Source organism: Enterobacter cloacae complex sp. SHL018, assembly GCF_049237905.1.
GTDB lineage: Bacteria > Pseudomonadota > Gammaproteobacteria > Enterobacterales > Enterobacteriaceae > Enterobacter > Enterobacter hormaechei_C.
Genome location: NZ_JBMKJE010000005.1, coordinates 1 through 26,098, shown reverse-complemented (window position 1 = coordinate 26,098; position 26,098 = coordinate 1). Strand labels below are relative to the sequence as shown.

Below are 26,098 nucleotides of genomic sequence, written 5' to 3'. Positions count from 1 at the left end.
GTTACATCGCTTTTTTGGTCAACTCGATAACGCGCAGTTTCGCGATCGCTTTGGCCAGCTCCGCAGACGCCTGAGCGTAATCCACGTCACCATGAGAGCTGCTAATGTGCTCTTCAGCCTTACGCTTCGATTCCAGGGCTCGCGCTTCGTCGAGATCCTGGCCACGAATAGCGGTATCGGCCAGAACGGTCACACTGCCTGGCTGCACTTCAAGAATGCCGCCGGACAGATAGATAAACTCTTCATGACCGAACTGTTTAACGATGCGGATCATACCAGGCTTAATGGCGGTGAGCAGCGGTGCGTGACCCGGGAAAATACCCAGTTCACCTTCACTACCCGTTACCTGGATTTTCTCGACCAGACCAGAGAACATTTGTTGCTCTGCGCTGACGACGTCCAGGTGGTAAGTCATTGCCATATCACCCTCCGATTAAGGCGTTAAAGTTTTTTGGCTTTTTCCACGGCTTCTTCGATGGAACCAACCATGTAGAACGCCTGCTCTGGCAGGTGATCGTATTCGCCTTCCATGATGCCTTTAAAGCCACGGATGGTGTCTTTCAGGGAAACGTATTTACCAGGTGCACCGGTGAATACTTCCGCAACGAAGAACGGCTGGGAGAGGAAGCGCTGGATCTTACGCGCACGTGCTACCACCAGTTTGTCTTCTTCAGACAGTTCATCCATACCCAGGATGGCGATGATGTCTTTCAGTTCCTGATAACGTTGCAGCAGGGACTGTACGCCACGCGCGGTGTCGTAGTGCTCCTGGCCAACAACCAGTGGATCCAGCTGACGGCTGGTGGAGTCCAGCGGGTCAACGGCCGGGTAGATACCCAGAGACGCGATCTGACGGCTCAGTACCACGGTTGCATCTAAGTGAGCAAAGGTGGTGGCTGGGGATGGGTCAGTCAAGTCATCCGCAGGTACGTATACCGCCTGAACGGAGGTGATAGAACCGGTTTTGGTAGAGGTGATACGTTCCTGAAGAACACCCATCTCTTCCGCAAGCGTAGGCTGATAACCTACCGCTGAAGGCATACGACCCAGCAGTGCAGATACTTCAGTACCGGCCAGGGTGTAACGGTAGATGTTATCAACGAACAGCAGAACGTCACGACCTTCGTCACGGAACTTCTCAGCCATCGTCAGGCCGGTCAGCGCAACGCGCAGACGGTTTCCTGGTGGCTCGTTCATCTGGCCGTAAACCAGGGATACTTTATCCAGAACGTTGGAGTCGGTCATTTCGTGGTAGAAGTCGTTACCCTCACGAGTACGTTCACCCACGCCCGCAAACACGGAGTAACCGGAGTGCTCGATCGCGATGTTACGGATCAGCTCCATCATGTTTACGGTTTTACCTACACCCGCACCACCGAACAGACCGACTTTACCGCCCTTCGCGAACGGACACATCAGGTCGATAACTTTGATGCCGGTTTCCAGCAGTTCCTGAGAGCTGGACAGCTCTTCGTAGGAAGGCGCCGCGCGGTGGATAGCCCAACGCTCTTCTTCACCGATGTCGCCTTTCATGTCGATTGGCTGACCCAATACGTTCATGATACGACCCAGTGTTGCTTTACCTACCGGGACTTCGATCGGGTGCTCAAGGTCTTTTACTTCCAGACCACGACGCAGACCGTCGGAAGAACCCATGGCGATGGTACGCACGATACCGCCGCCGAGCTGCTGCTGAACTTCCAGCACCAGGCTCTCGTTACCATTCTGTACCTCAAGCGCGTCGTACACGCGTGGTACGGCGTCCTGAGGGAACTCGACGTCCACCACGGCGCCGATTACCTGGACAATCTTTCCAGTAGCCATCTTGAATCCTCTACGTAATTCGTAAACCTGGTTAAACCGCGGCGGCCCCCGAGACGATCTCGGTGAGTTCCTGAGTAATGCTGGCCTGACGAGCTTTGTTGTAAACCAACTGCAGCTCTTTAATCAGGCTGCCGCCATTATCGGTCGCGGCTTTCATCGCCACCATTCGTGCGGCCTGCTCGCTGGCCAGGTTTTCTACAACGCCCTGATAAACCTGAGATTCAACGTAACGACGCAGCAGGGTATCCAGCAGCGGTTTCGGATCGGGTTCATACAGGTAATCCCAGGCTTTCTGTTTCAGCTCGTCATCTTCTGATGCCGGTAACGGCAGCATCTGAGTGAGCGTAGGCACCTGAGACATGGTGTTAATAAATTTGTTGCTGACAACGTACAGTCTGTCCAGACGGCCTTCATCGTAGGCCTGCAACATCACTTTAACCGGGCCGATCAGTTCGGACAGGGACGGGTTATCACCCATACCGGTCACCTGAGCGACAATGTTGCCGCCAACGGAGTTAAAGAAAGAGACGCCTTTAGAGCCAATCAGTGCCAGATCGCACTGAACGCCTTTATCGGACCAGCCTTTCATATCCGCCAGCAGTTTTTTGAACAGGTTAATGTTCAAGCCGCCACACAGACCACGGTCAGTCGACACCACCAGGTAGCCCACGCGCTTAACGTCGCGTTCTTCCAGGTAAGGGTGCTTATATTCCAGATTACCGTTCGCAAGGTGACCAATCACTTTGCGCATGGTCTCTGCATAAGGACGGCTGGCCGCCATGCGATCCTGCGATTTACGCATTTTGGAAGCGGCGACCATCTCCATCGCTTTAGTGATCTTTTGCGTGTTCTGGACGCTTGCGATCTTACTACGTATCTCTTTTGCGCCGGCCATGAGCTTCTCCTCAATGCCAGACGGCTTGTCCTGAGACAAGCCGCCGGACGATTACCAGGATTGGGTTGCTTTGAAGGAATCGAGGATAGCTTTCAGCTTGCCTTCGATTTCGTCGTTATAGCCACCGGTCTGGTTGATCTCTTGCATCAGCGGAGCGTGATCACGGTCGACGTAAGCCAGCAGAGCGGCTTCGAAGCTACCGATTTTCGCCAGTTCCACATCTTCGAGGTAACCGCGTTCAGCCGCGAACAGTACCAGGCCCTGCTGAGCAACAGACATTGGCGCGTACTGTTTCTGCTTCAGCAGCTCGGTCACTTTCTGACCGTGGCTCAGCTGTTTACGGGTTGCTTCGTCCAGATCGGATGCGAACTGAGAGAACGCAGCCAGTTCACGATACTGTGCCAGCGCGGTACGGATACCACCGGACAGTTTCTTGATGATCTTGGTCTGAGCAGCACCACCCACACGGGATACGGAGATACCCGGGTTAACCGCCGGACGAATACCGGAGTTAAACAGGTTGGTTTCCAGGAAGATCTGACCATCGGTAATGGAGATTACGTTGGTCGGAACGAACGCAGAAACGTCACCCGCCTGGGTTTCAATGATCGGCAGAGCGGTCAGAGAACCTGTTTTACCCTTCACTTCACCTTTGGTGAAGTTCTCGACGTATTCCGCGTTAACGCGGGAAGCACGCTCCAGCAGACGAGAGTGGAGGTAGAATACGTCGCCCGGGAATGCTTCACGTCCTGGTGGACGACGGAGCAGCAGGGAAACCTGACGATAAGCAACGGCCTGTTTAGACAGGTCATCGTATACGATCAGCGCATCTTCACCGCGGTCACGGAAGTATTCGCCCATTGCGCAACCGGCGTATGGCGCCAGGTATTGCAGTGCAGCAGATTCAGACGCGGTTGCTACCACAACGATGGTGTTAGACAGTGCGCCGTGCTCTTCCAGTTTACGAACCACGTTGGAAATGGTGGACGCTTTCTGGCCGATAGCCACGTACACACATTTGATGCCGGAATCACGCTGGTTGATGATGGCGTCGATTGCCATCGCGGTTTTACCGGTCTGACGGTCACCGATGATCAGTTCACGCTGACCACGACCGATTGGGATCATGGCGTCAACGGACTTATAACCCGTCTGCACTGGCTGATCAACGGACTGACGGTCGATAACGCCTGGTGCGATAACTTCGATTGGGGAGAAGCCATCGTGCTCAACCGGACCTTTACCGTCGATTGGCGCACCCAGGGTGTTAACAACGCGACCCAGCAGGCCACGGCCAACCGGTACTTCCAGAATACGGCCAGTACACTTAACCTTCATGCCTTCGGCAAGGTCAGCGTATGGACCCATCACAACGGCACCTACGGAGTCGCGCTCCAGGTTCAGTGCGATAGCGTAACGGTTACCCGGCAGGGAAATCATCTCACCCTGCATACAATCGGCCAGGCCGTGGATGCGGATAACACCGTCACTTACAGAAACAATAGTACCTTCGTTGTGAGCTTCACTCACAACATTGAACTGAGCAATGCGCTGCTTGATCAGTTCGCTGATTTCGGTGGAATTCAGTTGCATGCTCCAGTCCCCTTAAGACTGCAAGACGTCTGCAAGGCGCTCAAGACGGCCGCGTACGCTGCCATCAATGACCATATCACCCGAGCGGATGATTACGCCTGCCATTACAGACTTATCGATTTTGCAATTCAGCTTAACTTTGCGTGACAGACGTTTTTCCATCGCGGCGGTGATTTTCGCAAGCTGTTCGTTACTCAGTTCAGTCGCAGAAGTTACTTCAACTTCAGCGGTAGCTTCACTAAGGGCACGTAAGTGCTCAAACTGCTCGAGAACATCCGGGAGCACACGGAGACGACCACTTTCCGCCATCACCTTAATCAGGTTCTGGCCGTTGGCATCCAGTTGCTCTCCGCACACGGCGATAAACGACGCGGCGAGGGTTTCAGGCGCTAACGCACCAGAAAGCAACTCGGCCATTTGTTCGTTTTTCGTCACCTCAGCGGCAAACGCCAGCATATTCTGCCAGCGATCGACATTTTGGTGTTCGACAGCAAAGTCAAAAGCTGCTTTGGCGTAGGGGCGAGCTACCGTAACAAATTCAGACATCAGCCCCTCCCTCCTTACAGTTCAGCGACAAGTTTGTCCACGATGTCGCTGTTAGCAGCTTCATCCACGGAACGTTCGATGATCTTCTCGGCGCCAGCAACAGCCAGAATCGCAACCTGCTTACGCAGTTCTTCACGAGCACGTTTACGCTCAGCTTCAATTTCAGCCTGAGCCTGTGTCACGATCTTAGTACGTTCCTGTTCTGCTTCAGCTTTGGCTTCGTCCAGGATCTGAGAACGGCGTTTGTTAGCCTGTTCAATGATTACCTGAGCTTCAGCTTTCGCTTTTTTCAGCTGGTCTGTCGCGTTGGCCTGTGCAAGGTCCAAATCTTTCTTAGCGCGTTCTGCGGAAGCCAGACCGTCAGCAATTTCTTTCTGACGTTTTTCGATGGCAGCCATTAAAGGCGGCCATACATACTTCATGCAGAACCAGACAAAGAGAATAAACGCGATGGCCTGGCCGAGGATTGTTGCGTTCATGTTCACAGCACAATACCTCTTAAATTTCTGTGGCTTGGGGTTTTAAAACAACTACTACGCGACAGCAAACATCACGTACAGACCCAGACCTACAGCGATCATTGGGATTGCATCCACCAGACCCATAACGATAAAGAACTGAGTACGCAGCAGAGGAATCAGATCAGGTTGACGCGCTGCGCCTTCCAGGAATTTGCCCCCGAGGATGCCGATACCGATCGCAGCACCGATAGCCGCCAGACCCATCATCACAGCGGCAGCCATGTACAGCAGATCCATATTCAGGTTTTCCATGACAGTCTCCAGTTTGTTTCAATTAAAACGTAGTAGTGTTGGTAAAAAATCAGTGCTCTTCAGACGCCATCGACAGATAGACGATCGTCAGAACCATGAAGATAAAGGCTTGCAGCGTAATGATCAGGATGTGGAAAATGGCCCATGGCACATTAAGAATCCACTGTGACCACCACGGCAGAAGACCCGCGATCAGAATGAAAATCAGCTCACCCGCATACATGTTGCCGAACAGTCGCAGACCCAGTGAAACAGGTTTGGACAGCAGGCTAACGCCTTCCAGGATCAGGTTGACCGGAATAAACGCCCAGTGGTTGAACGGCTGCAAGGTAAGCTCTTTCACAAAGCCGCTTACGCCTTTCATTTTGATGCTGTAGAACAGAATGAGGATAAATACGCCCAGCGCCATCGACAGGGTGATGTTCACGTCGGCAGACGGAACCACGCGCAGTGCAGGCAGGCCGAGTACGTGCTCACCGATCCAAGGTAAGAAATCGATAGGCAGGAGGTCCATCAGGTTCATCAGGAAGACCCAAACGAACACGGTCAGGGCCAGCGGAGCAATCAGTTTGCTCTTACCATGGTACATGTCTTTCACGCTGCCATGGACGAAGCCGATGATCATCTCGATGAACGTCTGGAATTTCCCTGGAACACCGCTGGTCGCCTTTTTAGCAACGCTGCGGAACATGGCCAGGAACAGAAGACCCAAAACCACCGAGAAGAACATGGAGTCGATGTTGATCGTCCAGAAGGTGGCCGGGGGGTTATGTGGATCCACCAGCGAGAATGTACGCAGGTCCAGCTGAAGGTTATTCAGATGGTGACCTATGTAATCCTGCGGCGTCATATTTTCTGAAGCCATGATGCCTTTTACCCTTTGTTATTGATTACAGCTGGAGCCAGAACTTGTACCACCAGCACCAAAACCCACGTTGCTATCAGCGGCATGAATACCACTTTCAAAACCGCCAGCGCCATCACCAGTAGAGCAAAGGTCAGCAACACCTTACACACTTCGCCGAGAGCGAAGGACCAGGCCACGCGGCCTTTGGCGGGTGTATGCGCCTGATGACGCCAGGCAAAAATCATAAACAACACGTTTGGCAGAACCACCGCCAAACCTCCGCACGCGGCGGAGATGCCCCAGAAGGGGTCTTTGAGGCTAAACAGCAGTCCACTTGCTATCACAGCCAGAAACTGAATGAACAGAAGCTTACGAGCAACGTTTCTACTCAAGAGCGACACAGACATCACGTTTTTACTCCTGCTCCCTTCGAGGTATGCCGCGTGTCGTATAAAACGTCCTTTAAGGCTCAGAGTCAAGCATCAAAAAGCGGTCAAATTATACGGTGCGTACCCGTGATTTCAAACATTAAGTAGCGAAAAGGTGAATAAATGTTTAAATATTTTTCCCCAGTCCTATTTTTCAACTTTTAACCTAAGTGCCGACCTTCAGGCAAAACTGCAAACAGCGCGGAAACGTTGGTGATAAAGCGTGCACGAGATCACAAAATACACATTTGCGATAAAGTGGTATTTATCAAAGACGTAAAACGATTTATTTCATCTGTATGAAATTAAAGCAAAAAAATCGCAACTATTTTTAAAACAGAGCCGTATACAACAAACACCTTTTATTGACATTCTTAATAAATATTTAACATTCCATTCTTGTTGCCTTTACCCACTTTTAGCAGGCTGATATTTTCATGGTTGATTATCCTCAGAGTGAACAACTCACTTCAGGTTAACCATAAGAAAACCCATGGTAACAACAAGGTTAAATTAACAACGGCCAAAACAGACGGGATGTGCTGCTTTTTAACACGATCAGAACAGCACAAATTCCACATTTTTTATTAATTTTTAAAAAGTGTTTGGCTTAATTATCACCAGATGACGCTCACCTTCGAGCTGAGGGATCTGAAGTTTCTCAATGGATTCGACAGCAAAACCGTCCGGAAGCAGCTCGATTTCGTCCCCCGGAAGTTGCCCTTTCAGCGCATAAAAACGCCCCTTCTCCGCCGGCAGGTGTTTGCACCAGCTCACCATGTCATTGAGTGACGCAAATGCGCGGCTGATAACGCCGTCAAACGGTGGCTCAGCCGGGAACTCCTCTACCCTGCTCTGCACGGGCGTGATGTTTTCCAGCTTCAGCTCATGCTGGACCTGGCGTAAAAAGCGTACGCGCTTACCCAGGCTGTCCAGCAGCGTGAATTGACTCTCCGGTCGAACAATAGACAACGGAACGCCCGGCAAGCCCGGGCCGGTGCCCACGTCGATAAAACGTTCCCCGTTCAGATACGGCGCCACGACGATGCTATCGAGAATATGGCGAATCAGCATCTCGTTGGGATCGCGTACGGAGGTGAGGTTGTACGCTTTATTCCATTTGTTCAGCATATCGACATAGGCCACCAGCTGATTTTTCTGGTGATCGGTGAGCGAAATACCTGCCTGTTCCAGCAGACGAGAGAGTTTATTGAGCACGGTGGATACCTGTTGAGAAACTTAAGTGGCGGGTGGCGCTTCGCTAACCCGCCCTACGGGTTCAGTAGGCCCGGTAAGCGCAGCGCCACCGGGCAATTTTCAGAGCATTACGCGCTGCGGCGCAGCATACCCTGCTTTTTCAGCCACACCAGCAGAATCGAAATCGCGGCAGGTGTGACGCCGGAGATACGTGAGGCCTGGCCAATCGACACAGGTTTGTGATCGTTCAGCTTAGCGATCACTTCGTTGGAAAGGCCCGTCACCTGACGATAGTCCAGCATTTCCGGCAGCAGCGTGTTTTCGTTGCGCTGCTGTTTTTCGATCTCATCCTGCTGACGCGCGATGTAGCCTTCGTATTTCACCTGGATCTCGACCTGTTCAGCCGCTTCCGCGTCTTCAAGGCCCGGCGCGAACGCGGTCAGTTTGACCAGATTCTCGTAAGTGACTTCAGGACGACGCAGCAGATCTTCCCCGCTGGCTTCGCGCGACAGCGGTGCTGTTAAGTGAGCGTTTACTTCGGCAGCGGTTTCCGCCTGCGGATTCACCCAGGTGGTTTTCAGGCGCTGACGTTCCTGTTCGATACGCTCCAGCTTCTCGTTGAAGCGCGCCCAGCGTTCGTCATCCACCAGACCCAATTCACGGCCCACCTCAGTCAGACGCAGATCGGCATTGTCTTCGCGCAGCATCAGGCGATATTCCGCACGAGAAGTAAACATGCGGTACGGTTCTTTGGTCCCCAGCGTGCAGAGATCGTCGACCAGAACGCCCAGGTAAGCCTGAGAACGCGCCGGTGCCCAGCCCTCTTTCTCGGCAGAGAAGCGAGCGGCGTTCAGACCGGCCAGCAGACCTTGCGCTGCGGCTTCTTCGTAGCCGGTAGTACCGTTAATCTGGCCCGCGAAGAACAGACCCTGGATGAATTTGCTTTCCAGGGTTGGCTTCAGGTCACGCGGATCGAAGAAATCGTACTCAATAGCGTAGCCAGGGCGAACGATTCTTGCGTTCTCCATGCCCTGCATTGAGCGAACAATTTGCATCTGTACATCGAACGGCAGGCTGGTGGAGATGCCGTTCGGGTAAATTTCATTTGAGGTCAGCCCTTCCGGCTCCAGGAAGATCTGGTGCTGGTTACGATCGGCAAAGCGCATCACCTTGTCTTCGATCGACGGGCAGTAGCGCGGGCCGATCCCTTCGATCACGCCAGCATACATTGGGCTGCGATCGAGGTTATTGCGGATCACGTCATGGGTTTTTTCATTGGTGTGCGTGATGTAGCACGGCACCTGCTGCGGATGTTGCGCCGCATTGCCCATGAACGAGAACACCGGCATCGGGTTATCGCCGTGCTGCTGTGCCAGCACGCTGAAATCAATGGTGCGCGCATCAATACGCGGCGGCGTACCGGTTTTCAGGCGGCTTACGCGCAGCGGCAGCTCACGCAGACGACGAGATAACGGAATCGACGGTGGATCGCCAGCACGGCCACCGCTGTAGTTGTCCAGACCAATATGGATTTTACCGTCCAGGAATGTCCCGACCGTCAGCACCACCGCTTTTGCGCGGAACTTGAGACCCATCTGGGTCACAGCGCCAACAACACGATCGTTCTCCACGATAAGATCTTCTACCGCCTGCTGGAAGATCATCAGGTTCGGTTGGTTTTCCAGCGCGGTGCGCACAGCCTGACGGTAAAGCACGCGGTCTGCCTGTGCACGGGTGGCGCGAACAGCCGGACCTTTACTCGCGTTTAGTATCCTAAACTGGATGCCCGCATGATCGATCGCTTTCGCCATCAGGCCGCCAAGTGCATCCACTTCTTTTACCAGGTGTCCTTTCCCAATGCCGCCAATCGCCGGATTACAGGACATTTGTCCCAGCGTGTCGATATTGTGTGTCAAAAGCAGGGTCTGCTGACCCATTCGCGCTGCGGCCATTGCGGCCTCAGTGCCTGCGTGACCCCCGCCAATGATGATGACGTCAAAAGGATCCTGATAAAACATGGTGGTCTGCCTCGCGTAAAGCGGTATGAAAATGGATTGAAGCCCGGGCCGTGGATTCTACTCAACTTTAGTCTTTCGAGAAAGCATTGGGATCCTGGGCTATTAAAAAGAAGATCTTTTTATTTAGAGATCTGTTCTATTGTGATCTCTTATTAGGATCGCAGACCTTTGTGGATAAGTCCGATCCCATAAATAAGATCATGCAGTTAGGAAGGATCGTTTGCTGTGAATGATCGGTGATCCTGGACCGTATAAGCTGGGATCAGATCGCCACTTTATACACAGGTCAAAAACTAAACCAACGTTGTTCTTTGGATAACTACGGCTTAATACGAGCTTTTAACCAGAGTTATCCACATCTGATCGCACGATCTTTAATCGTTTTTGAGTAAATTTTTCCATTCCGCGAGCCAGATCTCGGCTGGATCTTCGGGAATGTCATGAGCGAGGATGTTGATCTTCAGCGTTTCACCCAGCTGTTTTGCTCCGCAGGCGGTCACCGCAGCTTCTACTTTCTCTATGGCGCCACAGAAAGTGTCATATTCACGGCTGCCGATCCCCACAGCGCCAAACCGGACGTTTGACAGATCGGGCTGTTGTTCCAGCAGTTCGTCATATAAAGGTTGCAGGTTATCCGGCAGATCGCCCGCGCCGTGCGTGGAGGTGATCAGCAGCCAGACCCCGTCAGTCGGGAGATCTTCCAGCAGCGGTCCGTGCAGCGTTTGTGTAGAAAAGCCCGCATCTTCCAGCTTCTCAGCCAGATGTTCCGCTACATATTCCGCACCGCCCAGGGTGCTGCCGCTGATAAGAGTAATGTCCGCCATTGATCGCTCGCTCAGATAAAGAGGCGGCCATTGTACGCTGTGAACGAGCTGGGATCTACCTGTGGAAAATGTGGGAATGAAATTGCCCGATCACGGGCGGATAGTACGCATGATCGGGTTTTGCAGGGAGATCAGGGTTTCGGTGGACTGAATTTCATCGATTGTTTGGATCTTGTTGATAAGTACCTGCTGGAGGGCGTCAATGGATCGGCACATCACCTTTATAAAGATGCTGTAGTGCCCGGTGGTGTAGTACGCCTCGGTGACTTCATCCAGCGCGTTCAGTTTCTCCAGCGCGGAGGGGTAATCTTTGGCGCTTTTCAGAATAATGCCAATGAAGCAGCAGACGTCGTAGCCAAGTTGCTTCGGGCTGACATCAATGCGTGCGCCGGTGATGATCCCGGCCTGCTTCATTTTCTCGACGCGAACGTGAATGGTCCCCGGGCTGACGCCAAATTGTTTCGCCAGTTCGGCATACGCGGTGCGTGCGTTGGCCATTAGCGCTTCCAGAATGCCGCGGTCCAGATTGTCGATCTGATAATTTTCCATAGGTTTTTCTTATGAAGATTAATGATTCCCTCTATTCTAGCGTCTTATTTTAACGAATCAAAAGTGAAGGCGGCTTTTTGTTGATGGGTTATTGAATTAAGCGCCTGTTCTGTTGCTTAATCAGTATCAACAGGACGCAGGAGTATAAATAATGAAAACCGCTTACATCGCAAAACAACGCCAGATCAGTTTCGTAAAATCCCATTTTTCCCGCCAGCTGGAAGAGAAGCTTGGCCTTATTGAAGTTCAGGCGCCGATTCTGAGCCGCGTGGGTGACGGGACGCAGGATAACTTGTCTGGTTGCGAAAAAGCGGTACAGGTAAAAGTGAAAACACTGCCAGACGCCCAGTTCGAAGTGGTTCATTCCCTGGCGAAGTGGAAGCGTCAAACCCTGGGACAACACGACTTCAGCGCGGGCGAAGGGCTTTACACGCACATGAAAGCCCTTCGCCCCGATGAAGACCGCCTTTCCCCGATTCACTCTGTCTACGTTGACCAGTGGGACTGGGAGCGCGTAATGGGAGATGGCGAGCGTCACGTCGGTACGCTGAAATCCACTGTTGAGGCGATCTACGCCGGGATCAAAGCAACCGAAGCGGCCGTGAGCAAAGAGTTTGGTCTGGCACCGTTCCTGCCGGAAACGATCCACTTTGTTCACAGTCAGGAATTGCTGAGCCGTTTCCCGGATCTGGATGCCAAAGGCCGTGAACGCGCGATCGCCAAAGAGCTGGGCGCGGTATTCCTAATCGGCATTGGCGGGAAATTGTCTGATGGTAAACGTCACGACGTCCGTGCGCCGGATTACGATGACTGGAGCACCGTGGGCGAAAGCGAATATGCCGGTCTGAACGGCGATATTCTGGTCTGGAACCCGGTTCTGGAAGATGCGTTTGAACTCTCTTCGATGGGGATCCGCGTGGATGCTGAAGCACTGAAGCGTCAGCTGGCCGTGACCGGTGATGAAGATCGTCTGCAACTGGAGTGGCACCAGGCACTGCTGCGCGGTGAAATGCCGCAGACCATCGGCGGTGGGATTGGCCAGTCTCGTCTGACCATGCTGCTGCTGCAACTCTCTCACATTGGTCAGGTACAGTGTGGGGTCTGGCCGCAGCAGGTACGTGAGAGCGTCGGTTCTCTTCTTTAATTAACGTCGCCAGCGTCTGAGCAGGCGGCTACGCAACCCGGTATCAAAGCGCCAGATGTGATCGAAGATGCGCATGATGCCGGGTTTTCCATGTGCAGACATCGCCACGGCATGGAAACGGTGCTGGTGCACGCGCTGCATCTCCTTCACTTTATTCACGACGTCGTCCGGCAGCCGCTGGGCGATAAAATCGGAAATCACCACCGCATCCGCGTCGTACCAGTCACCGCCCTGCATGCGCTCAATGATGCTGCGAAAACAGCTGGCCAGATCGGTGCCGCCGCGAAAGCGCTGGCTTAAAAAGCGGATCGCCTGCTCCAGCCCCTGTGGGCTGGTCAGTTCATACCCAACAACTTCGCTGGAAAAGAGCATGATGTAGCAGCGACGACGATCGGCAAGCGCCACGCGCATCAGAGCCAGGCAGAACGCTTTTGCACACTGTTCATTAAAGCCCCCCATCGATCCAGACGTATCGACGCAAACAATGAATGGGCCGCGCGGTTGCTCATCAAAATCCTGGTGTACCACCGGACGCTGGCTGATCTTCTCGCGCCAGGCTTCGCCATGCAGTCGATAGGTAATGAGCTGTTTTTCCACCAGCCGACGATAAAACTCATACTCCAGTTCGGTCATGCCCAGCGTGCTGAGTTCCGTAGGCAGCAGGCGCAGGATGTCATCGCTTTGCTGTAGCCCGTCCACCTGCTCCGGTACGGTGGAGGGTTCACGTACCAGCGTACGGAAGGTTTCCATCGGCGCATCTTTCTTTGGGACCGACCGGGCCTCCCGGGAACGGCCGAGCTGTTCTGCGAGCTTCATCAGCTCCGGCTGTTGTGCCAGAAAGTCGCCGTACTTTACGATCAGCTGATAATCGCCCCGTTTTAACTGGCCGGCACTCATATCCCAGAGTCGACCGGCGGCGTTTTCATTCTCCACCAGCACCTGTTCTAACTGGCCGCTCAGGGTCATTCGCTCCTGGACTTCACTGAGCAACTGTTCGCGCTCTTCGTCCAGCAACTGCTGATTAAGGGCCGTGGCCTGGACCACAAGGCTCAGACGCCAGCGCTGTAAAAACAGCGTATGCAGGGCGGGAGTAAAGCTGGGGTTGTCCGTGACCAGCGCTCTGGCCTGGCTGGCAAACGGGGAGTGAACGTTATCAAGCAGCGTCAGGGTTTGCTGTAGCTGGGCAATAAACTGCGGCGTTGAAAGCCGCTGGCACTGCTGGTAACCAGCCACTTCCTCTGTCAGTTCCGGCGGGACTTCCGTCTCCTTAAACCGCTGTCGCAGGTTATCGCGCCAGCGGGGCAGATCGTCCGTCATTGCTTTTCGGAGCTTCGGGAATTTTTCAAAGAAGGCCGCCAGCTGCGGTGAAGCGAGCAGGGTAATGACGACCTCTTCGATCAACCCTTCTTCGCTAACCGCCAGCATGACGTTAAGCGTGTCCAGCGTTAGCATTGACGCGCCTGTTTGATCTGCGCGCTGACATCCTGCAAGCTGGCTTCAATGCGACCTAACCAGTCGCTATGGATAAAGAGGCATTTCTGCTGCTCGCTGAAGCGCGTGTGCTGCTGATGCCATTCGTTATCCAGCGCGTCGAGCTGCTGTTTGATCTCCTCCGGAACAGTATCGGAGGCCGTGCCCGGCAGCGCCAGGCGCGATCCCTGAAGGCTGACGTCGCGGATCACAAGGTGCTGGCTGCTGTCGACTTCCATCGACAGCGGCTGTGCAAAGCCGATACCGTTGAGTTTACCGCGGATCTCACCGCCTTTATCCAGCCACTGAACCAGCGCAACGCGTTCGATCGTCACGTGCACAACCTGCATATCATGAAGCTTCAGCGGTTGCTGAAGAAGAAGCGTGAGCGAGGCGTCAGTCAGCCCGGCGGGCAGTTCATAGTGCGGTTTACGGGCAAACATCCCGCCAAGACGGTTCACCTTCAGCGCGGTTTTGTCACTTTGCTGCTGCTGGAGCTGAAGGCGACGTTGGGCAATCGCGCCCAGTTGATTAAGCATCGACTGTTGACCCCACGCGTGTCCGGTCATCAAAACGTCCAGCTGCTGTTGCATCAGATTCATCCCTTCTGCGTCGTGCCACAGGCAGTCTTTCAGCAGGATCAGATCGATTGGGGCGACAGCATCGCGGCCGCTAAACAGCGCGCTTGCCTGGAGCAGGCGAATGGCTTTTTTCCAGCGACGATCGGAGACGTACGGCGCGGAAGGCAGCAAATCAAGCTGCTGGCGCAGCATAAAGATCAGCTCAAAAACGGGATCGGGCAGTTTTATCTTGCCGATCTCCTCCTGCCACTGGTGGTATTCCTCGTCCGTGACCTGCAATGACGCTGCCACCGGGTTTTCGTTTTCATCCTGCTGGCTTACCAGCATGGAACGGAAGTTTGATTTATCCTGGACTTTATCCAGCCACAGGCGGATCAGCATACGGTCATACAGCGCTTCCAGGCTGCTGTCGGCTTCGGGCAATTCGTTAGACGCGGCCACCAGCAGGCGCATGGGGATCTTCTCTTCGCTGGCGCCGTTGCGGAAGCGGCGTTCGTTAATTGCCGTCAACAGGGTATTCAGTATGGCCGGGCCGGCTTTCCAGATCTCATCAAGAAAGACGATTTCCGCTTCCGGAAGATAGCCCGCCGTCAGACGTTCATAGCGTCCCTCATCTTTTAACGCCTGAATGGAGAGTGGGCCGAAAACTTCTTCCGGCGTGGAGAAGCGCGTCATCAAATACTCGAATGCGCGCGCGTTCTGGAAAGCGAATTTGAGGCGGCGTGCGATCAGACTTTTGGCAATGCCCGGCGGGCCCAGCAGAAATACGCTTTCCCCACTCAGCGCCGCCAGTAAACAGAGGCGAATGGCGTGGCTACGCTCGTAAAGGCCTTTCTCCAGCGCACTGCTGAGGCGGGAAATTCTTTCTGCTAATAAATGTGAGTGAGCCATAATAGTTTTGCATCCTTTCGCCGTCGTGGCGGCTAATTGAAGCGAGTATAGACGTTTCGGTCTGGCCTGGTAATAGGCTGAAGTGCGGCGCTATTTTCTTTGCGCTACATTAATGCGGCTGCATTTAGGGGTACGATTTTGCATTGAATCGTGCATACTGTGCGCTTTTTGTGGGCCAAGGGACTAAGCACACATTTGTTATTCAAACGAAAAGACTAGTCTATGAGCACTGATAATAAGCAATCATTACCCGCAGTAACGCTTGCGGCGATCGGGGTTGTCTACGGTGATATCGGCACCAGCCCGCTTTATACGCTTCGTGAATGTCTGTCCGGTCAGTTTGGTTTTGGTGTAGAGCGTGACGCCGTATTTGGTTTCCTCTCGCTCATCTTCTGGCTGCTGATCCTGGTGGTCTCCCTTAAGTATCTCTCTTTCGTAATGCGGGCTGATAACGCGGGCGAGGGCGGTATTCTGACCCTGATGTCCCTTGCCGGGCGCAATACGTCCGCAAGAATGACCTCCGTGCTGGTCATCATCGGCCTGATTGGCGGCAGCTTCTTCTATGGAGAAGTCGTGATTACGCCGGCGATTTCTGTAATGTCGGCCATAGAGGGGCTGGAGATTGTCGCGCCACAGCTTGATACGTGGGTGGTGCCACTCGCTATTATCGTGCTGACGTTGCTGTTTGCCATACAAAAACACGGTACCGGGCTGGTGGGTAAGCTGTTCGCGCCTATTATGCTGGCCTGGTTCCTGATCCTGGCGGCGCTGGGCTTACGCAGTATTATCGCCAACCCGGATGTCCTGCACGCGCTGAACCCAATGTGGGCGGTGCATTTCTTCCTTGAATATAAAGTGGTGTCGTTTGTGGCGCTGGGCGCGGTGGTGCTGTCCATTACCGGTGTTGAAGCGCTGTATGCGGATATGGGCCACTTCGGGAAACTCCCTATTCGCGTCGCCTGGTTTAGCGTGGTCTTGCCTTCACTGGTGCTGAATTACTTCGGTCAGGGCGCGCTGCTGCTTGCACACCCTGAAGCGATTAAAAACCCGTTCTTCCTGCTGGCACCGGACTGGGCGCTGGTTCCGATGCTGATCCTGGCGACGCTGGCGACGGTCATTGCCTCTCAGGCTGTCATTTCCGGCGTATTCTCCCTGACGCGTCAGGCCGTGCGTCTGGGATATCTCTCCCCAATGCGCATTATCCATACCTCGGAGATGGAGTCTGGCCAGATCTACATTCCGTTCGTCAACTGGCTGCTCTATTTCGCGGTGGTGATTGTTATCGTCAGCTTTGAGCACTCCAGTAATCTGGCGGCGGCGTACGGTATCGCGGTAACCGGAACGATGGTGTTGACCTCTATTCTCTCCACTACCGTGGCGTACCGTAACTGGCACTGGAATAAGTTCCTCGTGGGGCTGATCCTGGTTGGCTTCCTCTGCATCGACGTGCCGCTGTTTTCTGCGAACCTCGACAAGATTGTCTCCGGCGGCTGGCTGCCGCTGACGCTGGGTCTGGTGATGTTTATTGTGATGACGACGTGGAAGAGCGAACGTTTCCGCCTGCTGCGTCGTATGCACGAGCACGGTAACTCTCTGGAGGCGATGATCGCCTCGCTGGAGAAATCCCCACCGGTGCGCGTGCCGGGCACAGCGGTGTATATGTCTCGCGCGCTGAACGTGATCCCGTTTGCGCTGATGCATAACCTCAAGCACAACAAAGTGCTGCACGAGCGCGTGATCCTGCTGACGCTGCGTACCGAAGATGCGCCGTACGTTCACAACGTGCGTCGCGTACAGATTGAACAGCTATCGCCAACCTTCTGGCGCGTGGTGGCAAGCTACGGCTGGCGCGAAACGCCGAACGTGGAAGAGGTGTTCCACCGCTGCGGTCTGGAAGGCCTGAGTTGCCGCATGATGGAGACGTCGTTCTTTATGTCCCATGAGTCGCTGATCATCGGCAAGCGACCATGGTATCTGCGCCTGCGCGGCAAGCTGTATCTCATTCTGCAACGTAACGCCCTGCGTGCGCCTGACCAGTTTGAGATCCCGCCTAACCGCGTGATTGAGCTGGGGACGCAGGTCGAGATTTAACCCTTCTGAATATGCCGGGTGGCGCTGCGCTTACCCGGCCTACCAGACCCGTAGGCCCGTGCAAGCGTAGCGCCGCCGGGCAATTTTCCTCTATTGCATTTCACTTAGCGAAACGTTTCGACGTTGATCACAAATCCGTTACGTCATGATGGTTTTCTGAACACTTCTGCGGCTACACTGTTTTTAGCGAAACGTTTCGCTAGTGGAGCAAAAAATGAAGAAAGGCACAGTACTCAACTCAGAAATCTCATCGGTGATTTCCCGTCTTGGGCATACCGATACGCTGGTGGTTTGCGATGCAGGCTTACCGGTTCCGCGCAGCACAACCCGTATCGATATGGCGTTAACGCAGGGTGTACCCTCGTTCATGCAGGTACTGGAAGTGGTCACCGCGGAGATGCAGGTTGAGGCGGCCATTCTCGCGGCGGAAATCAAACAACATAATCCGCAACTCCACGAAACGTTGCTCAGCCACATTGAGCAACTGCAACAGCACCAGGGAAACACCATAGAAATTCGTTACACAACGCACGAGCAGTTCAAACAACAAACCGCAGACAGTCAGGCGGTGATTCGCAGCGGGGAGTGCTCCCCGTATGCGAATATCATTCTCTGTGCTGGCGTCACCTTCTGAGGCCATCATGGACGTATTACTGCAACTCAAAGGGATCGATAAGTCGTTCCCGGGCGTAAAAGCCCTCTCCGGCGCGGCGCTGAACGTCTATTCCGGGCGCGTCATGGCGCTGGTGGGCGAAAACGGCGCCGGCAAATCCACCATGATGAAAGTGCTGACCGGTATCTACCAACGCGATGCCGGTTCGCTGCTGTGGCTGGGTAAAGAGACCACCTTTAACGGCCCGAAATCCTCTCAGGAAGCGGGCATCGGCATCATCCACCAGGAGTTGAACCTGATCCCGCAGCTCACCATTGCGGAGAACATCTTCCTCGGCCGTGAATTCGTGAACCGGTTTGGCAAAATCGACTGGAAAACCATGTATGCCGAAGCGGACAAACTGCTGGCGAAGCTGAATCTGCGCTTTAAGAGCGACCGACTGGTGGGCGACCTTTCCATCGGCGATCAGCAGATGGTGGAAATCGCGAAGGTGCTGAGCTTCGAGTCGAAGGTCATCATTATGGATGAACCGACCGACGCCCTGACCGATACCGAAACCGAATCCCTGTTCCGCGTGATCCGTGAGCTGAAATCCCAGGGCCGCGGCATTGTCTATATCTCACACCGCATGAAAGAGATCTTCGAGATCTGCGACGACGTCACCGTCTTTCGCGACGGGCAGTTTATTGCCGAGCGCGAAGTGGCAACCCTGACCGAAGATACCCTGATTGAAATGATGGTGGGACGTAAGCTCGAAGATCAGTATCCGCATCTGGAGAAAGCGCCGGGAGAAATCCGCCTGAAGGTGGATAATCTCTGCGGGCCGGGCGTGAATGACGTCTCCTTTACCCTGCGCAAGGGCGAGATCCTTGGCGTCGCGGGCCTGATGGGCGCGGGGCGCACCGAACTGATGAAAGTGCTCTATGGCGCACTGCCGCGCACCAGCGGCTACGTTACCCTTGACGGCCATGAGGTGGTCACCCGCTCGCCGCAGGATGGCCTGGCGAACGGCATTGTCTATATTTCCGAAGACCGTAAGCGCGACGGCTTAGTGCTGGGCATGTCGGTGAAAGAGAACATGTCCCTGACGGCGCTAGGCTATTTCAGCCGCAGCGGCGGCAGCCTGAAACACAAAGATGAGCAGCAGGCGGTCAGCGATTTTATCCGTCTCTTTAACGTTAAAACCCCATCGATGGAGCAGGCGATTGGCCTGTTGTCCGGCGGGAATCAGCAGAAAGTGGCGATTGCCCGCGGGCTGATGACGCGCCCAAAAGTGTTGATCCTGGATGAACCTACCCGCGGCGTGGACGTGGGCGCGAAGAAAGAGATATATCAGCTGATTAACCAGTTCAAGGCCGACGGTCTGAGCATCATTCTGGTCTCTTCCGAGATGCCAGAGGTATTAGGCATGAGCGATCGCATTATCGTCATGCATGAAGGGCATCTCGGCGGTGAATTCACTCGCGAGCAGGCCACCCAGGAAGTTCTGATGGCTGCCGCTGTGGGCAAGCTTAATCGCGTGAATCAGGAGTAAGAAGATGACTACCCAGGCTGTTTCTGGTCGCCGCTATTTCACAAAGGCATGGCTGATGGAACAAAAATCGCTGATTGCCCTGCTGGTGCTGATCGCGATTGTCTCGACCATGAGCCCGAACTTTTTTACCGTCAATAACCTGTTCAACATTCTTCAGCAGACCTCCGTCAACGCCATTATGGCGGTGGGGATGACGCTGGTGATTTTGACCTCGGGTATCGATCTGTCCGTCGGTTCCCTGCTGGCCCTCACCGGCGCGATCGCCGCGTCGATTGTTGGTATTGAGGTCAACGCGCTGGTGGCCGTTGCCGCTGCGCTGGCGGCAGGTGCGGCAATTGGCGCCGTAACCGGCGTGATTGTGGCGAAAGGTCGCGTTCAGGCGTTCATCGCCACGCTGGTGATGATGCTGCTGCTGCGCGGTGTGACCATGGTGTACACCAACGGCAGCCCGATTAATACCGGTTTTACCGATAACGCCGATCTGTTTGGCTGGTTCGGTATCGGTCGCCCGCTGGGTGTCCCGACCCCGGTCTGGATCATGGCTATCGTCTTCCTGGCGGCATGGTACATGCTGCACCATACCCGTCTGGGTCGTTATATCTATGCGCTGGGCGGTAACGAAGCGGCAACGCGCCTGTCCGGTATTAGCGTTAATAAAGTCAAAATTATCGTTTACTCCCTGTGCGGCCTGCTGGCGTCTCTGGCGGGCATCATCGAAGTGGCGCGCCTCTCTTCCGCGCAGCCAACGGCGGGTACGGGCTATGAGCTGGATGCCATCGCGGCAGTGGTTCTGGGCGGTACGAGCCTTGCGGGTGGTAAAGGTCGCATTGTTGGGACATTGATCGGCGCACTGATCCTCGGTTTCCTGAATAATGGTTTGAATTTGTTAGGTGTTTCCTCCTATTACCAGATGATCGTTAAGGCAGTGGTGATTTTGCTGGCGGTACTGGTAGACAACAAAAAACAGTAACTGACGACACTACAGGACATCTTAGATATGAACATGAAAAAACTGGCTACCCTGGTTTCTGCTGTCGCGCTGAGCGCAACCGTAAGTGCTAACGCCATGGCGAAGGACACCATCGCGCTGGTTGTCTCTACCCTGAACAACCCGTTCTTCGTCTCCCTGAAGGATGGCGCGCAGAAAGAAGCAGATAAACTGGGCTACAACCTGGTGGTGCTGGATTCTCAGAACAACCCGGCGAAAGAGCTGGCTAACGTTCAGGACTTAACCGTTCGTGGTACCAAAATCCTGCTGATCAACCCAACCGATTCCGACGCGGTCGGTAACGCCGTGAAGATGGCAAACCAGGCGAAGATCCCGGTCATCACCCTTGACCGTCAGGCAACGAAAGGGGATGTGGTCAGCCACATTGCGTCTGATAACGTACTGGGCGGTAAAATCGCCGGTGACTACATCGCGAAGAAAGCAGGTGAAGGCGCGAAAGTGATCGAGTTGCAGGGTATCGCCGGGACTTCCGCAGCCCGTGAACGTGGTGAAGGCTTCCAGCAGGCTGTAGCGGCGCACAAATTCAACGTGCTGGCGAGCCAGCCGGCAGACTTCGACCGTACAAAGGGCCTGAACGTCATGCAGAACCTGCTGACCGCGCATCCTGATGTGCAGGCGGTATTCGCACAGAACGACGAAATGGCGCTCGGTGCGCTGCGTGCGCTCCAGACTGCGGGTAAATCAGATGTGATGGTTGTCGGATTTGACGGCACGCCGGATGGTGAAAAAGCAGTAAATGATGGCAAACTGGCTGCGACCATCGCTCAGCTGCCTGAGCAGATTGGCGCGACTGGCGTGCAAACTGCCGATAAAGTGCTGAAGGGCGAAAAAGTTCAGGCCAAATATCCTGTTGACCTGAAACTGGTCATTAAGCAGTAAAGGCGATTCAGGCAGTCGCTGGCTGCCTGAGGGACACCAAATAAAAGAAAAGTGTGGCATACGCCACCGGGTAATACCGGTGGCGCTCTCAGATGGACACCTCAATACATGAAAACCGCAGGCAACCTCGTCGTCCTTGGCAGTATCAATGCCGATCACATTCTTAACCTTGAAATGTTCCCCACTCCGGGCGAAACCGTCACTGGCAATCAGTATCAGGTGGCGTTCGGCGGTAAGGGCGCAAACCAGGCGGTTGCCGCCGGACGCAGCGGGGCGAATATCGCGTTTATCGCCTGTACGGGTGATGACGATACCGGCGAGCGCGTACGCAAACAGCTGGCAAGCGACAACATCGACATTGCACCCGTCAGCGTGGTTGCAGGGGAATCTACCGGCGTGGCGCTGATTTTCGTCAATGCGGAAGGTGAGAATGTCATCGGTATTCATGCAGGGGCTAATGCCGCGTTAACGACTGAACGCGTCGAAGCGCAGCGTGGAATCATCGCCGGAGCGGAAGCCCTGCTGATGCAGCTGGAGTCACCGGTTGAAAGCGTGCTGGCCGCCGCGAAAATTGCGCATGAAAATCATACGTCTGTCGTACTTAACCCTGCGCCTGCCCGTGTATTATCAGATGAGCTGCTGGCGCTGGTGGATATCATCACCCCGAACGAAACCGAAGCGGAAAAGCTGACGGGTATCCGTGTCGAAAATGATGACGATGCAGCGCGTGCCGCGCTTGCACTGCATGAAAAAGGCATCGGCACCGTAATCATCACCCTCGGCAGCCGTGGGGTGTGGGCTAGCGTCAATGGCGAAGGCCGTCGCGTACCGGGCTTTAAGGTCAAAGCCATTGATACCATCGCCGCAGGAGACACCTTCAACGGTGCACTGGTAACGGCGCTGCTGGAAGGAAAAGCAATGGATGACGCGATCCGCTTCGCGCATGCCGCCGCTGCGATTGCGGTGACGCGTAAAGGCGCTCAGCCTTCTGTTCCATGGCGTAAAGAGATTGATGAATTCTTAAGTCAGCAGGGGTAACGCTTGGCCACAATGAAAGATGTCGCCCGTATGGCGGGCGTTTCTACCTCGACTGTTTCCCACGTTATCAATAACGATCGCTTCGTCAGCGAGGCGATTCGGGAGAAAGTTGACGCTGCAATTAAAGAACTCAACTATGCGCCGTCTGCGCTGGCCCGCAGCCTGAAGCTCAACCAGACGCGCACCATCGGCATGCTGATCACGGCCAGTACCAACCCTTTTTATTCTGAACTGGTGCGCGGCGTGGAGCGCAGCTGCTTCGAGCGCGGCTACAGCCTGGTGCTGTGCAATACCGAAGGCGATGAGCAGCGCATGAACCGTAACCTGGAAACGCTGATGCAAAAACGCGTCGACGGGCTGCTGCTGCTCTGTACCGAAACGCATCAACCCTCGAAAGAGATCATCCAGCGCTACCCTTCTATTCCCACGGTGATGATGGACTGGGCGCCGTTCGACGGCACCAGCGATCTGATTCAGGATAACTCGCTGCTGGGCGGCGATATGGCGACTCAGCATCTGATCGATAAAGGTCATACCCGCATTGCCTGTATTACCGGCCCGCTGGATAAAACCCCGGCGCGCTTGCGTCTGGAAGGCTATCTTTCGGCCATGGAACGGGCGGGGCTTGCCATTCCTGATGGCTATCGCATCACCGGCGATTTCGAATTTAACGGTGGATTTGAAGCAATGCAGAAACTGCTGGCGCAAGAGCCGCGTCCGCAGGCGGTGTTTATCGGTAACGATGCGATGGCATTCGGAGCATATCAGGCGCTGTATCAGGCGGGATTACGTGTTCCGGACGACATGGCGATCGTCGGTTACGATGATATCGAACTGGCGCGCTACATGACGCCCCCACTGACCACCATCCATCAGCCGAAAGATGAACTGGGCGAGCTGGCCATCGATGTGTTGATCCACCGCATGGCCCAGCCCACGCTGCAACAGCAACGTTTGCAGCTTACTCCTGTTCTGATGGAACGCGGTTCGGTTTAGCCTTCTCTTTGTGACGCTCTTTAATCAGGTTCCGGCCGTCTTTTGGTTTTAACAACATAAAGACCACCGCCGATACCACGGTAAGCGCGCCCATAGTGATAAAGGTATAGTGGAACTGCTCAACGGTATTAGTTCCCTCGAACCCTTCATAAAACCGCAGTACCGCCGCGCTCACGGCAACCCCGAGGCTGATCGACAGCTGTTGAGTGACCGCCAGTACGCTGTTGCCGCTGCTGGCATTCTCGTCGGTGAGGTCCGCAAGGGTGATGGTGTTCATCGACGTAAACTGCGTCGACATGGCCATACCCAGCACAAACAGCGGCAGGATCAGCATCCAGATTGGTAACGCCGCAGATTGCAGGGAGAACTGCGCAATCATCAATCCGATAAAGATCGTCACGCCAACCAGCGTCTTACGATAGCCAAACCAGCGCAGCACCTGCGTGACCGTCGATTTTGCCAGAATCGAGCCCATCGCCGTGGGTGCCATCATGCAGCCAGCAATCAGGGCCGGATAGCCGAAACCGACCTGGAGCATCAGCGGCATCAGGAACGGTACGCAGCCCGTGCCCAGACGCGAGGCAATATTGCCCGCGATCCCGACGGAGAACGTTCGGGTGTTAAACAGAGATAAAGAGATAAGCGGTGTCGGATGGCGACGCGCATGACGTATATATAGAAGGAACAGCAGAATACCGCTGAGGATGACGGCCAGCGCCAGCCACGTCGCTACGATTTTCTCGCCAAACAGCTCCATCCCGCTGGAGAACAGGACCAGGCTCAGGCCAAACAGGAAGAAACCACCCATATCGAAGCTGCGTCTTGGCGTGGTGAAGTTCGGCATATATTTGCGGGCATAAATCAGCCCTGCCACACCAATCGGAATATTAATCAGGAAGATCCAGTGCCAGCTAGCCCAGGTCACCAGTACGCCGCCGAGAACCGGGCCAAGTATCGGGCCGACCAGCCCCGGCATAGTCACAAAGTTGAGCACCGGGAGCAGTTCGCTGCGCGGATAGGCGCGTAATAACGCCAGACGCGCGACGGGCATCATCATCGCGCCGCCTAGCCCCTGTAGAACGCGGAAGATAACCAGTTCCGTCAGAGAGGTGGAGAGGGCGCAAGCCAGAGAACCGAGCGTGAACAGCGTCACCGCCAGCATGAACACTTTGCGTGTGCCGAAACGATCGGCCAGCCAGCCGCTGACCGGAATAAGCATCGCCACTGTCAGGGTGTAGCTGATGATGGCGGATTGCATCGCCAGCGGGGAGCGGTTAAGGCTTTGGGCTATGGCGGGAAGGGCGGTATTGAGGATAGTGGCATCCAGTGCCTGCATAAAGAACGCCATGGCTGCAATCCACGGCAGTCCGGCCATACTGCGTGCTTTTTTCTCTGTCATTTATTTACCTGCTGGTGGGTTGGCGCGGCCAGCAACGCCTGGCACGCACTCAGGGCTCGCTGCCCGTCGCTCTCCTGAATGGCATCGACTATCGCCTGATGCAGATCCAGCTTCACCACCTCATCCTGCGTGATAGAGGTAAAGTAAGTGTGGTACACAGAATGGAATAAAGAAGCAAAGGAGGTCAGGAAAGGATTTCCGCTCATATTATAGATATGTTCATGCCAGGCCATATCGACCGCTATCCAGCGCTCGCGGTTAAAGTGCTTTTTCAGATCCACCATCTCTTCCATCAAAGTATTGAGCTGCGCTTTTTGCTCGGCTGTGCCGAGCGTGGCGGCAAGCAGGCAGGCCTGAGGCTCAAGACTGCTGCGCATGACCAGAAAGTGATCGACGACCTGATTAAAGTTATCTTCGGTCATCCACCAGGTGAGTAACTCCTGATCGAGAAAGTTCCAGTTTCCCTGAGGCATAACGCGGGTGCCAATGCGCGGGCGTGGAAGCACCATCCCTTTCGCCGTTAATGTTTTTACCGCTTCGCGAACGGCGGTACGGCTAACGCCAAACTGATCTCCCAGCTCCATCTCGCTGGGCAGGATGCTACCTGGAGCATATTTACCCGCTAAGATCAGCTGCGCCAGTTTCTCTGCCAGCACATAGGACAGGTTTTTTTGAGCTGCCAGCTGTTGTGCGCTTAATGGCATCGCTTTTATTCCTTAAATATTGATGCGGTTAATTATGCCATCTCAGGTGTGATTGTGGTTGCAGATACATCAAATAGAACAATTTGTAGCTTGAACTCATCGCTTTTGGTGAAAAAAAACACGGTCAGAAACTTTTTTTAAATTTCCTCTTGTCACTTCAGAAGAACTCCCTATAATGCGCCTCCACTGACACGGAACAACGGCACGCAAGCCGCCGGGTCAGCAGAGAAAAGCAAAACAAACGCTTGACTCTGA

25 protein-coding genes are annotated in these 26,098 nt (G+C 54.4%); 8 read left to right on the top strand and 17 right to left on the bottom strand.

What is annotated here, in order from left to right; genetic code table 11:
- Nucleotide 1 precedes the first annotated feature (1 nt).
- The 13 genes from ACOTY5_RS17715 to asnC form a co-directional block, all read right to left on the bottom strand.
- The gene (locus tag ACOTY5_RS17715) at nucleotides 2-421 is read right to left on the bottom strand and encodes a F0F1 ATP synthase subunit epsilon (protein WP_006177560.1); all 420 of its coding nucleotides are present in this window, start codon (nucleotides 419-421) and stop codon (nucleotides 2-4) included.
- 20 nt (nucleotides 422-441) lie between these two features.
- A complete protein-coding gene (atpD, locus tag ACOTY5_RS17710) occupies nucleotides 442-1,824 on the bottom strand; it encodes a F0F1 ATP synthase subunit beta (RefSeq protein WP_015570150.1) in 1,383 nt (460 codons plus the stop codon).
- 31 nt (nucleotides 1,825-1,855) lie between these two features.
- Nucleotides 1,856-2,719, bottom strand: coding sequence for a F0F1 ATP synthase subunit gamma (atpG, locus tag ACOTY5_RS17705; protein WP_003862364.1), 864 nt, complete (start codon nucleotides 2,717-2,719; stop codon nucleotides 1,856-1,858).
- Nucleotides 2,720-2,770: 51 nt separating this feature from the next.
- The gene (gene atpA, locus ACOTY5_RS17700; protein WP_003862367.1) at nucleotides 2,771-4,312 is read right to left on the bottom strand and encodes a F0F1 ATP synthase subunit alpha; all 1,542 of its coding nucleotides are present in this window, start codon (nucleotides 4,310-4,312) and stop codon (nucleotides 2,771-2,773) included.
- Between the two features lie 12 nt (nucleotides 4,313-4,324).
- Nucleotides 4,325-4,858 (bottom strand): F0F1 ATP synthase subunit delta, encoded by a 534-nt coding sequence (atpH, locus tag ACOTY5_RS17695; protein ID WP_421631984.1) that lies wholly within the window; start codon nucleotides 4,856-4,858, stop codon nucleotides 4,325-4,327.
- Between the two features lie 14 nt (nucleotides 4,859-4,872).
- Nucleotides 4,873-5,343, bottom strand: a complete 471-nt coding sequence (gene atpF / locus ACOTY5_RS17690; protein ID WP_003862370.1) for a F0F1 ATP synthase subunit B — start codon at nucleotides 5,341-5,343, stop codon at nucleotides 4,873-4,875.
- Nucleotides 5,344-5,391: 48 nt separating this feature from the next.
- Complete coding sequence (gene atpE, locus ACOTY5_RS17685; RefSeq protein WP_000429386.1) at nucleotides 5,392-5,631, bottom strand: F0F1 ATP synthase subunit C; 240 nt, start codon at nucleotides 5,629-5,631, stop codon at nucleotides 5,392-5,394.
- 49 nt (nucleotides 5,632-5,680) lie between these two features.
- Nucleotides 5,681-6,496: a F0F1 ATP synthase subunit A gene (gene atpB, locus ACOTY5_RS17680; protein WP_003862373.1), complete on the bottom strand. Its 816-nt coding sequence runs from the start codon at nucleotides 6,494-6,496 to the stop codon at nucleotides 5,681-5,683.
- An 8-nt stretch (nucleotides 6,497-6,504) separates the two neighbouring features.
- Nucleotides 6,505-6,885 (bottom strand): F0F1 ATP synthase subunit I, encoded by a 381-nt coding sequence (gene atpI / locus ACOTY5_RS17675; protein ID WP_003862375.1) that lies wholly within the window; start codon nucleotides 6,883-6,885, stop codon nucleotides 6,505-6,507.
- A 615-nt stretch (nucleotides 6,886-7,500) separates the two neighbouring features.
- A complete protein-coding gene (rsmG, locus tag ACOTY5_RS17670; protein WP_017383708.1) occupies nucleotides 7,501-8,124 on the bottom strand; it encodes a 16S rRNA (guanine(527)-N(7))-methyltransferase RsmG in 624 nt (207 codons plus the stop codon).
- 107 nt (nucleotides 8,125-8,231) lie between these two features.
- Complete coding sequence (gene mnmG, locus ACOTY5_RS17665) at nucleotides 8,232-10,121, bottom strand: tRNA uridine-5-carboxymethylaminomethyl(34) synthesis enzyme MnmG (RefSeq protein ID WP_032668933.1); 1,890 nt, start codon at nucleotides 10,119-10,121, stop codon at nucleotides 8,232-8,234.
- A 374-nt stretch (nucleotides 10,122-10,495) separates the two neighbouring features.
- Entirely contained in the window at nucleotides 10,496-10,945 is a 450-nt protein-coding gene (mioC, locus tag ACOTY5_RS17660; protein WP_045141784.1) for an FMN-binding protein MioC, read from the bottom strand.
- A 90-nt stretch (nucleotides 10,946-11,035) separates the two neighbouring features.
- The gene (gene asnC / locus ACOTY5_RS17655; RefSeq protein WP_003862383.1) at nucleotides 11,036-11,494 is read right to left on the bottom strand and encodes a transcriptional regulator AsnC; all 459 of its coding nucleotides are present in this window, start codon (nucleotides 11,492-11,494) and stop codon (nucleotides 11,036-11,038) included.
- Between the two features lie 151 nt (nucleotides 11,495-11,645).
- Here asnC and asnA point away from each other — a divergent pair, with 151 nt between their 5' ends.
- Nucleotides 11,646-12,638 carry an aspartate--ammonia ligase gene (asnA, locus tag ACOTY5_RS17650; protein ID WP_003862385.1) on the top strand — a complete coding sequence of 331 codons (993 nt, stop codon included), beginning with the start codon at nucleotides 11,646-11,648 and terminating at the stop codon, nucleotides 12,636-12,638.
- On the opposite strand, the gene viaA is transcribed toward asnA, so the two are convergent.
- Together viaA and ravA are read right to left on the bottom strand one after the other, a co-directional pair.
- A complete protein-coding gene (gene viaA, locus ACOTY5_RS17645; RefSeq protein WP_015570153.1) occupies nucleotides 12,639-14,090 on the bottom strand; it encodes an ATPase RavA stimulator ViaA in 1,452 nt (483 codons plus the stop codon).
- A complete protein-coding gene (gene ravA / locus ACOTY5_RS17640) occupies nucleotides 14,084-15,580 on the bottom strand; it encodes an ATPase RavA (protein ID WP_003862389.1) in 1,497 nt (498 codons plus the stop codon). The genes viaA and ravA overlap by 7 nt, the downstream gene beginning before the upstream one ends.
- Before the next feature lie 222 nt (nucleotides 15,581-15,802).
- Here ravA and kup point away from each other — a divergent pair, with 222 nt between their 5' ends.
- The 7 genes from kup to rbsR all read left to right on the top strand — a co-directional run bounded on the left by kup (nucleotide 15,803) and on the right by rbsR (nucleotide 23,740).
- Nucleotides 15,803-17,671 (top strand): low affinity potassium transporter Kup, encoded by a 1,869-nt coding sequence (gene kup / locus ACOTY5_RS17635; protein WP_006808744.1) that lies wholly within the window; start codon nucleotides 15,803-15,805, stop codon nucleotides 17,669-17,671.
- Between the two features lie 214 nt (nucleotides 17,672-17,885).
- Nucleotides 17,886-18,305 (top strand): D-ribose pyranase, encoded by a 420-nt coding sequence (rbsD, locus tag ACOTY5_RS17630; RefSeq protein WP_003862392.1) that lies wholly within the window; start codon nucleotides 17,886-17,888, stop codon nucleotides 18,303-18,305.
- 7 nt (nucleotides 18,306-18,312) lie between these two features.
- Nucleotides 18,313-19,818: a ribose ABC transporter ATP-binding protein RbsA gene (gene rbsA / locus ACOTY5_RS17625; protein WP_017383711.1), complete on the top strand. Its 1,506-nt coding sequence runs from the start codon at nucleotides 18,313-18,315 to the stop codon at nucleotides 19,816-19,818.
- Nucleotides 19,819-19,822: 4 nt separating this feature from the next.
- Nucleotides 19,823-20,788 (top strand): ribose ABC transporter permease, encoded by a 966-nt coding sequence (gene rbsC / locus ACOTY5_RS17620; RefSeq protein ID WP_003862395.1) that lies wholly within the window; start codon nucleotides 19,823-19,825, stop codon nucleotides 20,786-20,788.
- A gap of 27 nt (nucleotides 20,789-20,815) precedes the next feature.
- Nucleotides 20,816-21,706, top strand: a complete 891-nt coding sequence (rbsB, locus tag ACOTY5_RS17615) for a ribose ABC transporter substrate-binding protein RbsB (protein ID WP_003862397.1) — start codon at nucleotides 20,816-20,818, stop codon at nucleotides 21,704-21,706.
- A gap of 108 nt (nucleotides 21,707-21,814) precedes the next feature.
- On the top strand, nucleotides 21,815-22,744 hold the full coding sequence (gene rbsK / locus ACOTY5_RS17610; RefSeq protein ID WP_033487053.1) for a ribokinase: 930 nt from the start codon (nucleotides 21,815-21,817) through the stop codon (nucleotides 22,742-22,744).
- A gap of 3 nt (nucleotides 22,745-22,747) precedes the next feature.
- A complete protein-coding gene (gene rbsR / locus ACOTY5_RS17605) occupies nucleotides 22,748-23,740 on the top strand; it encodes a ribose operon transcriptional repressor RbsR (RefSeq protein WP_003862402.1) in 993 nt (330 codons plus the stop codon).
- On the opposite strand, the gene mdtD is transcribed toward rbsR, so the two are convergent.
- Together mdtD and ACOTY5_RS17595 are read right to left on the bottom strand one after the other, a co-directional pair.
- Nucleotides 23,706-25,139: a multidrug transporter subunit MdtD gene (gene mdtD / locus ACOTY5_RS17600; protein ID WP_045141786.1), complete on the bottom strand. Its 1,434-nt coding sequence runs from the start codon at nucleotides 25,137-25,139 to the stop codon at nucleotides 23,706-23,708. The two genes, rbsR and mdtD, sit on opposite strands and share 35 nt — an antisense overlap.
- Entirely contained in the window at nucleotides 25,136-25,843 is a 708-nt protein-coding gene (locus tag ACOTY5_RS17595; protein ID WP_003862405.1) for a FadR/GntR family transcriptional regulator, read from the bottom strand. The genes mdtD and ACOTY5_RS17595 overlap by 4 nt, the downstream gene beginning before the upstream one ends.
- Nucleotides 25,844-26,098 lie beyond the last annotated feature (255 nt).